Annotated in this window: 5 protein-coding genes, 1 other RNA gene and 2 pseudogenes; all 8 read right to left on the bottom strand. The window is 40.7% G+C overall.

Annotated features, from left to right (window positions below; all coding sequences use genetic code 11):
• Positions 1-608: 608 nt before the first annotated feature.
• The 8 genes and pseudogenes from BN338_RS01320 to BN338_RS01275 all read right to left on the bottom strand — a co-directional run bounded on the left by BN338_RS01320 (position 609) and on the right by BN338_RS01275 (position 9,466).
• On the bottom strand, positions 609-2,810 hold the full coding sequence (locus BN338_RS01320) for an isocitrate/isopropylmalate family dehydrogenase (protein WP_039758382.1): 2,202 nt from the start codon (positions 2,808-2,810) through the stop codon (positions 609-611).
• A gap of 91 nt (positions 2,811-2,901) precedes the next feature.
• On the bottom strand, positions 2,902-3,069 hold the full coding sequence (locus BN338_RS11555) for a hypothetical protein (RefSeq protein WP_156809221.1): 168 nt from the start codon (positions 3,067-3,069) through the stop codon (positions 2,902-2,904).
• Between the two features lie 472 nt (positions 3,070-3,541).
• Positions 3,542-4,441: pseudogene (locus BN338_RS01305) on the bottom strand (beta/alpha barrel domain-containing protein); the annotation flags it as partial.
• A gap of 57 nt (positions 4,442-4,498) precedes the next feature.
• On the bottom strand, positions 4,499-5,698 hold the full coding sequence (locus BN338_RS01300) for a multidrug effflux MFS transporter (RefSeq protein WP_039758286.1): 1,200 nt from the start codon (positions 5,696-5,698) through the stop codon (positions 4,499-4,501).
• Between the two features lie 347 nt (positions 5,699-6,045).
• Positions 6,046-6,867: a TIGR00282 family metallophosphoesterase gene (locus BN338_RS01295; RefSeq protein WP_039758381.1), complete on the bottom strand. Its 822-nt coding sequence runs from the start codon at positions 6,865-6,867 to the stop codon at positions 6,046-6,048.
• A gap of 18 nt (positions 6,868-6,885) precedes the next feature.
• Positions 6,886-7,488, bottom strand: coding sequence for a 5-formyltetrahydrofolate cyclo-ligase (locus tag BN338_RS01290; protein ID WP_039758284.1), 603 nt, complete (start codon positions 7,486-7,488; stop codon positions 6,886-6,888).
• Positions 7,489-7,859: 371 nt separating this feature from the next.
• Positions 7,860-8,020: non-coding RNA, 6S RNA (gene ssrS, locus BN338_RS10985), on the bottom strand.
• 1,124 nt (positions 8,021-9,144) lie between these two features.
• Positions 9,145-9,466, bottom strand: a pseudogene (locus BN338_RS01275) (helix-turn-helix domain-containing protein).
• Between the last annotated feature and the right edge of the window lie 137 nt (positions 9,467-9,603).

The following is a 9,603-nucleotide window of genomic DNA, read 5'->3' as shown; positions in this document are numbered from 1 at the left end:
TTGCCTGAGTTAAGCAGGTGGTTCTCACTGTAGTGTGATGTTAAATAGGGGAATTCAAAACCTGAAAAGCTAAATGTAGAAATGATCTGCTCTATGAATATCGCGATATTCCGGGAGATTTTGTCATGTCCAGGTGTGCTCTAGCACTAAAAGCAAAAAGCTGACTGAACTCAGTATTTACTACTTCCGGAATACGCATAAGGGGCGCTTGCAACCGGAGGAGAGAAGTGACGCGTGAAAGCTAAAAAAGACAGCAGTCGTATGGTTGATTTCTCATGAGAGTTCAAAGTTTAAAGAGTCTTCTTGCTCAATCATAAATTGCTCAATCATAAAATTATTCTATAGCCTCTTTCTAAGGGAAGGGGGCGGTGACATTTCCTTCCGCAGAAATATTTCCATAGAGCTTTTTTCTCTTCGTTTAAAAATCATAAAAGTTTTTATCTTTCATCCAAGGGGCGCAGATAAAGCGCCATGAGGTAGAGGTGGGGTAGAGGTGGGTTGGAGGGCAAAGCATCTCATGGAATAGAGCATTGAGAATAGAGCATTGAGAATAGAGTATTGGCAGGGGGGATACATCATGGCTGTTGGGAATGCTCACCAAGCGTTTTTTATGTTTCTCTATTGATATTAGGGTTCATTTGTCTTTCTTGTGTTTGCAAAACTCTTTTTAAAACTAACCAAGCGGCATATTCCTGTAAGACGGCGCTTAAAAGCGGTCGTGTATAGGGAAAAGTAAGATGATCCTCATCATAGCCTTTTATCCGCACGGTTATTGTCGCATGGCCAAGGCTTTGTTGCTGCTGTTCTAAGACTTCGATGGAAGGTGATAAACGCACTTCAACCGCAAGCTGCGGAAGATTTTTTGCACTTTTTTCTGTTGCGTGAAAATATTGTAAAAGTAGCGGATCATTGATCAACCAATGCACCTCTGCATGCATTGCTAATTGTTTCCATGCCGTGGTCACTTCTCTGCCAACCAAATAGGGGCGAAAATGATTTTCAAATTCTTCGATAAGAGGCTGTGCCAAGGGGGTGGAGGACTGACCAATCAGTTGCACCAGAACATAAGGGCTTTTCCATAAAAAATGGCGTTCAAATGGCTCATTTGCAAAATGATGATCAACCCAATGCGCAAGGGTACTTTCATCAATTCCAATCATAGTCCAAGCATATTCCGCACGCGATACAGAAGAATATTTCTTCTCACCTTGTTGTAAAAAATCCTCTAAAAGAGCAAGAGCCTGTGATGGGGGACCTGGCAAAACAACAAGTGTACTTTCATCATAAGAAAGATAAAAACCAGGGGCTGTGCCTGTCGGATTATCAAGCACTTTCGCTGTCTGAGGAAACAAGGCTTGACGCGCATTATTCTTATCTGATGCAATCCCTAATTGCTCCAATTGACCTTTTATCGTTTGCCAAACATCTTCATGATGGATCAAAGGTTGCCTTACAGCTTGAGAAACGCTATAGCGTGTTTTATCATCAGAGGTCGGTCCTAATCCCCCACTGATAATGATAAGGTCTTCTTGTCCAAGACAGGAAACAATTGTATCACTGATTTGCTGTAATTGATCCGCACAAACAAAATGACGTGTGACTTGAATATTTCTTTTACTTAAGCTTTGGCTCAAATCCTGTAAATTCGTATTCAAATATTGTCCTGAAAGGAGTTCATCCCCAACGGTGATAATTGCTGCACGATACATGGAGAGAGGATTCACAAGAGAATTGCGAACAGTTTCAGCCATTTGACGCGGTGAGGCGCTCCCTCCTAGATCATAAGGGAGCGTTTTTCCAGCACGAATAACTTGATCAACACTCTTGGTTAATTGTGTTGCTTCTTCTTGAAAGCCTAAATGCTCTAACAGTAAAGCTGTGGTATAAAGCATGGCAGAAGGGTTTGCTTTATTCTGGCCAGCAATGTGTGCTGCACTTCCATGAGCCGGTTTAAAACAAGCAATTTGGTTTCCCACATGTGCACTGGCTGCAAGCTCCAATCCACCCATTACTCCAGCAGCAAGCTCAGAGAGAAGAGCGCCAAACATGTTTTCAGCAACAAGCACACCAAATTGCTCTGGTTTTGTGACAATCCCCAAAGAAACCGCTTCAACATGATGAATATCTGCTTCAATTTCCGGATAATTTTGCGCGATTTTCTCAAAAATTTCCTGAGCAAATTGTCCACTTTCTCGCATAACATTGGGCTTATCAGCAAAAGTAACCCGCTTCATCCCATGCGCACGTGCATAAGAAAAAGCATATTCAAATAACCTTTCTAAACCAAAACGTGTCTGTAACCGGACTGTCCAAGCTGCTTCTTTATGATCATATTTTGTCAGATTGGGATGTTTTAACCAAGCGGATATTTCCGGCGTGATCCCCCGAAAATCTAACCCCGCATAGAGACTTTCACTATTCTCTCTGATAACACAAAACTGAAAGGGCTTCCTTGGACCAAAAATGTATCTTACGGGACGTATCGTGGCAAACAGATCTAACTGTTGGAAAAGGTGAAGGATAGGAGAAACATAGGCAAGGCTTTTCTCTTGTAAATGCGGTGTGCGTTCTTTTAAAGCCGCTGCTTGTTCGTTACTGTGCACAGCGCCTAGTAAAAGGGCATCACTTTCAGCTATTTTTTGCCAAGTCGCTTGAGGAAGAGTATCCCCTTCCTGTTGCCAACATTTAAAACCAATATCACCATAAATAAATTCTATCGGCAATTGCAATGGCTCTAAGACCATTAATGCTGCATCACAGACCTCTGGTCCCACGCCGTCCCCTGGTAGCACAAGAACTTTCTTTTTCATCATCACTCCCTCCATTCATCAATGACTGCATTTGTCATGACAGAATGATCCTCCCACAAATGCCACCTCACCATGAGAGATAATCTTATATTCATGATTGATGCAATGATTTTTTGTCTGATGATACATCCAAGGTATGACTTTCCCCCTTAACGCTTAAAAACTTGGCTTTATATTTGATCATTTCATCCCTTGCCTCTATTGCCAAGAGGCGTTTAAATCCTTTTTTCATTCGTTCAAGTGCTGTTTTTTTGCGCATCAGGAATCTCTGAGGAAGACTCCCTTTATTTCAATGTTTCCTATCGGTTGCACGAAAAAGTCTGCTCTTTTTGAAAAAGTTGGCTCTTTTTTTTAAGTTATCAATCGATTCCCTTTTTCCAATAAGGTTAGAAGATATCTAAGGCGTTGTTGTAAAACCTCTGGATCGCTTGAAGCATGCAAAGCCAAGGACAGCGCATTGGGGAGCCCGTGCTGCCATATTTGTTCTCATGTTCCAGCCATTACAAATCTCGCAAATCCCGAAGGATCATGAAAGCGCTCCTTTGAATTTTGTTGTAAGCGAAGGAATAAATTATAGCCTAGCGTTGCTAGAAAAAACAGAGAACGTATCTCATCGTGTAACTTTAAATCCTCTTTATTAAAAATAGCTTTTTAAAGCAGAGAGCAAAAGATTCCCTACTCCTCAATTGGCATGGTAGGGGCAAAAATAACATGATGTAAGCGCATGGCGTTTAAATTTCCTGCACTTTTTGTTTTAAAGTTTCGATAGTTATGAGTCCCTCTTCTAACCCTAAAGACATTTTATTCTCTCGCAAAGCTTGATATTCAACGTTTAAGTTATTTAAGGCTAAACGAAAATCGTAAGAGTTTTGATACAGATGAAAAAAATAGCTCTTTAGATTTTCTATTGATTGCTCGATTTTATCTACATTATAAAATGGCTCTTTTTTACGCAAATTTAAAAGTGCTAACCATAACTCTAAAGTGAGATTTCCTGCCCCTTTGCCCATCCCCATTAATGAACCATCAATAAAGCTTGCGCCTGCTTCTACGGCTGCTATGCTATTTGCCATAGCCATACCTAAATTATCGTGTGCATGAAAACCAATTTCTAAAGGTGTTATACTTTTTGTTTTTTGCACTAATCGCGTTACAGTATCAGGTAAAAGGCTTCCGTTAGAATCGGCCAAATACAAAATGCTAACTCCACAATTGTTTGCTGCTATTGCTATATTCCGTAAATAGTTTTCATCTACTTGACTCACTCTTGTGATATTGATACTAGTAGACAACCCTAAAGAGCTAGCATAGCGGCAGAGTGCAAATGTGGATTCAATATCATTTTTATTGAGACATAATCGTAAAAGTGTGACGCCAAAACTCTTTAGCTCCCGAATATCCGACTGGTTAATATTATGCGGATGTGCAATAACAACAAGCTTAGCATCCGGAACAGCTTCGTGTAATAGTTGAATATAATCATTAGAGCACAAAGCTATCTGACCCACATTGTTCATTGGTTTAAACGAACCCTTACGATAGCCGATCTCAACATATTCAACTTGAGCATCTATCAGATCTTTAATATGCTCGATGATGTAGTCTAATGAAAAAGAAAATTTATTTCGATATCCTCCATCACGTCAAGTTACATCAAGACTTTTAAGCATAGTTCCCCCCCAATTTGGTTACTTGATTTGATTTATGGTCGCAAAATAATTTGCTTTTCGAATGTAAATGATAAAACCAACTAAACAGCATGTTGCCAATAAAACGGCAACGTCCCATGGGTTATGTCCGGATATTTTTCCAATCATGGCGGCGCTTAATGCAGCGCTCCCTGATTGTAAAGCGCCTATAACACCAGAAGCGGCTCCAGCGGCTTGTGGATGCGACGAAATCGCCAATGCTGTCCCTAATGGCAACAAAAAACCATTGCCAAAAGTAAGAAGTGAAAGTGCACTTAAACTCGTTATAAGTGGCCACGGACTCACATACATTTGGAGGCCAAACAATATCCCTCCTATGACAAAAATAATATATCCACGTCGGATCGTCCGCTCCATAGATTCTTGCTTAAGAAATCTTCGTGCTGCCAAGTTTCCTAAGACATAGGTGAAAGAAACACCAATGTAACTGTAACCAATATAGTAAGTTGATAAACCTAAAGCTGTGAGAAAAAAAGGCGACTCTACGATGTAAGCGAAATAGCTTGCATAAGCAAAACACGGAATCAATGCGTAAAAAATAAATTGTTTATTTCTAAGGACTCCTAAACTGCCTTTAATGACTCCCACAGGCGTAAAAGATTGACGCTTTATAGGGGGGAGAGTTTCTGTTAGGACAAAATAACAGAGTGAAATGGTTGAAAGTATAAAAAGGCTTAAAAAGATAAAGGTGGCTTGCCAATTAAAAACTTGTAATAAGAGCCCCCCAATTAAAGGTGCAAGGGCTGGTGATGTTCCTACAAAAGGAAAAATAACTAAATAAAACTTTCCTGCTGCTTTTTTATCCATCAAATCATTAATCATAGCGCGACTTAAAACGATCCCTGAGCAGGCTCCAAGACCTTGTAAAAAGCGGAGTATGAAAAAAGCTTGGATGTTGACTGTGTAAACTATACCCAATGTGGTAAACAACCACAAAAATAAGCCAAATAAAAGCGTCTTTTTACGTCCCAAATTATCGCTGAGCGGTCCATAAATCAGTTGTCCAAGTGCTAATGCGAGTAAAAAAACAGCTACCGCACTCTGAATATCAGACTCAGTCACTTGATAATATTGGCGCATATCTTCAAGAGCTGGCAAAAAAATATCCGTAGAAATCAAACCACCTACTGATAAACAGACAATAGATATTATAAATAATAAAGAAGGCTTATTGTACACAAATAAATACTTTTCAAACTTAATTTCTAAAATAAATATGATTTATATTTATAAGTATAGTTACATTATATAATCTTTGATAGTTATCCACAGGAAAAGAGATCTGTTTTATACGTTATTGGCTTTTATCATCATCGCTTTTTGTTCACTTATTTTCATGAATGTCCATTCGTGAAAATGGATCTATTGAGAATTGGGGGATGTTAGGAAGGGGCGTGAAAAGTTATTTTGCCAAAAGAGCCTCTAGAAGCGTACGGTGGAGAGCCGATCATCAAAAGGGGCTCAGAAGAGAAGATCATCAAAAGGGGGTTCAGAAGAGCTGCCATAAAAGGGGGCTTAGAAGAAGCCTACCAAAAATCTGGAACTTCAGGCTTTAAATGAGGACCAATCCGTACTGCTGAAACCTTTTCTGCTAAACCGGTGCGATCTGAAATCTCAACCGCTAAACCACAAAGAGTGGCCGGACCACACGCCGGTTCAAAACGACCTTGCTTTGTTTTGTAAAGAAAACGGTGTAACGGTTCTTCTTTATCCATTCCAAGGGATGAGTTGTAATCTCCACACATGCCGGCATCTGTTAAATAACCGCTTCCACCTTCTAAAATCTGTGCATCAGCAGTGGGAATATGCGTATGGGTGCCAACGATAACACTCACACGACCATCAAGAAAATGACCCAAACATTGCTTCTCGCTCGTCGTCTCCCCGTGAAAGTCAAAAATAATCGCATCCGCTTGTTCCATCAAAGAACAGGCAAGCAGAATATTTTCCGCTGTTTCAAATGGATCGGCGACTTTGTATGGCATAAAAACACTGCCTAACAGATTGGCAACAAGAACACGGGCACCATTCTTGGCTGTAAAAACACCAACACCTCTTCCTGGAGTCTCTTTCGAGAAATTGGCAGGACGTAAAAAACGATCACTCGCATGCGCATACTGTAAGGCTTCTTTGTCGGAAAAAGCATGGTTGCCGGTGGTGACAACATCAGCACCCGCCATTAAAAGATCTTGATACGTCTCTTGCTTGAGACCAAAACCACCAGAGGCATTTTCACCATTCACGACAACAAAATCAAGCCGCCATCTCTCAATTAGTTGAGGAAGATGCTCAAAAACGACGTTACAGCCTGTCTCCCCAACAATGTCACCCAAAAATAAAAAACGCATAGATGCTTTAATCACATTTTAACACTTTAAGAAACCTTTTTCTGTAAAAATTCCTTGTACCTGTAAGTCATGTTCAGCTGCCGGAATAGCAGAAACTTCCTGACACGAAAATCCTATGCCCCATAATGTTATTTTATGTCCTTGTTTTTCAAGTGCGTTAATAGCACGATCATAATAGCCTCCTCCATAGCCAAGACGGTGACATTGACAGTCAAACGCAGAAAGCGGAACAATAATATTATTGGGAACAACAACCGCATTGTCTTCTCCTGGACCCAAAGTGCCAAAGCGCATGGGCTTGAGAGTCGTGCCCAGCGAAAATGAACGAAAAATCATGGTGGTGGAATCAAGTACGGCTGGTAAGGCTAAACGTGCACCACGGGACACGACTGTCTCAAGGAGAGGGCGCGGGTCAATTTCCGATTTGATGGGCCAATAGCCCGCCAAAATGAGGCGTGAAAAATCGGTTCCCTTTTTTTCAAGGGTTTCAATAAAATGCCAACAAGCACGTTGTGAAAAAACTGCGCGCTCTTCTTTTGAAAGAGCATCACGACGCGATAAACCGCTTTTGCGCTGCTGTGCGCGAAGGGATGCAGAAGACAAAGGTGTATTTTGAGTCATTTTCTCGCCAAATTATTAAGCTGTTACTTTATAAGCTTTGGTATTTTATCTATTGCTGGTATTGTGTAAACCGCTTTTGAGAAAAAGCTGTGCTCGTGAAAAGAGTATGCGCTCTTCTTTTGAAAGAGCATCTTGATGCGATAAACCACTTTTGCACTGCTGTGCGCGAAGGGATGAAGGAGACAGCGTGTATTATTTTTGTAAGCTGTTCGCAAATCTTGTGCGTTAAAGCCTATTGTCATTTTGATTTCTTGAAAAGAACCTATTGCTCTTTGCCTCATAGAACAAGGGGGCATAGAAAGGGAGATGCATGCAAAAAGGCATGATCAATTGGGGAAAAATTTTATGGGGGCAAAAAATGACACAAAAAAAGGTGATCCACAACAGCCGATGGAAAAAGTTGACCCCGGGAACCTATACAAATAGGTGGGCGCCATATGAAAAAGCCCACGGGCTTAATCAGGGACAGCTCCCTTGGAGATCACTAAGGTCTCAGGAATACGTTATTTCCTGTCGAGAAGCGCAGAACACCATCCTTAATATAAAACAATTTCACAACTTCTGCTAGAGATAAAATAACCTCAATCTCTTATTTTTCATAAAGTTTTACAGGAGGGCACCCTTGCTGAAGATTGCTGGCAATGCCGATATGATGGATAGACGGCTTATTCAAAGTAAAAAACATAGGGGGGGAGGGTGAGTGAAGCAACTTTTTTCATTGGCAATGCTTGATTTGATCTTTCAGGGAAATGTTTGAGTTTGATATTTTACTGGAATGTTTGGGAGAAGTTGGAAAGGGAATATTTCTTATTCAAGGATGTTGGTTTAATTGATGTTGTGGTTTTGAAATTTTTGCTTTGTGGGGTCACATTTTAGGGCTGTTGTATCAATTGTGAGGGCAAGGCTAAGGGGGAGAGCATTGTTTACAGACCGCGTGGTTTGCAGAGAAAAGCTGAGAGTGTTTTCTGTTTTCTGTAAAAATTTAAAAGCGTAAAAACGTTTATCCGTAAAAAAGGAAGAGAAAATTAAGGATATGGAGGCTTGATGCGTTGTGTAGGTTTTATGCGTTGTGTAGGTTTTGGGGCGTGTAGGGCTTTTATCATGGCATAGAATGTGGTGAGAAGGTTAGTGGGGGGATGAGTCTGGTGAATGGAGTGCAAGATGGGATGAAGAGGCGTGTTAAGTATGTGGGTGTATTGATGGAGGAATGGAGAGTGGGGAAGGAGTGAGTATGGACAGGTTAAGATGGTGTGTACAAGAGTCGGTGGTGCGAAGAGATGTGTGAAGGATGACGTGAGAAGATGAGGCTTGTCTGTTGAGTCTGAATAAAGCAGGAATTGTTGGACGGGCGCTGATAAGTGATTGTTCAAGTGCAATTTGGCTCTGCAAGAAGTTTGGTTATTATTTACAGACCTTTGTTTACAGAGTGGTGCGGGGTGGAAGCTTTATCTTGTAAGGGGGAAGCGGCTTTTTGAAGGGGGGATTGTCTGGTGTTTTGTAGACCAGTGCTGGTTGAGAACTTTTAGGGGAGGTCAAAAATATTTTAGAGTGGCATTTAATTTGTCGAGTTTGATGGAACACTGCCCTTAAGGTGCTGTGATCTGAATCTTATATGTTAGGGAGATTAATGAATGATGTTGATGAGCGTGCTTCCGCTTAATCAGAAATCAAACACAAAATCGCTTTCTGTTTTTTTTTGTTTGAGTTCCCTAAAGTTTTTCAAAAGGGATTGTTCTTTTTCACTGGCGGTGACTTGATCATGGTGTAGGATATTTTCCTTTGTGGAAATATCCGCTGTTAAAAGATCTTCATAAAAAAAGTTTGTAGAAATTTCTAGTTTTTTAGCGATTTCTAGCAAACACCCTGCGCTTACACGGTTTAAACCTTTTTCGTATTTTTGGATTTGTTGGAAACTGACACCTAAATAGTTTCCTAATTCTTTTTGAGAAAGCCCCATTGAAATGCGTCTATGACGCATTCTTTTACCTATTGAAATATCAATAAAATGTGGATTTTTAGTTGGAAAATGTGGATTTTTGGTTTGTACTTCAAGCCCCCCTCCGGTTGCGAGCGCCCTCGCGTTGGTATTCCGGGAGTCTGAAAGTACTGAGTTCA

Origin of the sequence: Bartonella queenslandensis AUST/NH15 (assembly GCF_000312585.1) — a bacterium.
GTDB classification, from domain to species: Bacteria; Pseudomonadota; Alphaproteobacteria; order Rhizobiales; family Rhizobiaceae; genus Bartonella; species Bartonella queenslandensis_A.
Note: the sequence above shows the minus strand (reverse complement) of the source record. Positions and strands in the feature narration are given on the sequence as shown.

What these genes read in the sequence shown, in the direction of transcription:
- BN338_RS01295 (WP_039758381.1), bottom strand. Translation starts at nt 6,867, where the DNA reads ATGCGTTTTTTATTTTTGGGTGACATTGTTGGGGAGACAGGCTGTAAC.
- BN338_RS01290 (WP_039758284.1), bottom strand. Translation starts at nt 7,488, where the DNA reads ATGACTCAAAATACACCTTTGTCTTCTGCATCCCTTCGCGCACAGCAG.
- BN338_RS11555 (WP_156809221.1), bottom strand. Translation starts at nt 3,069, where the DNA reads ATGCGCAAAAAAACAGCACTTGAACGAATGAAAAAAGGATTTAAACGC.
- BN338_RS01320 (WP_039758382.1), bottom strand. Translation starts at nt 2,810, where the DNA reads ATGAAAAAGAAAGTTCTTGTGCTACCAGGGGACGGCGTGGGACCAGAG.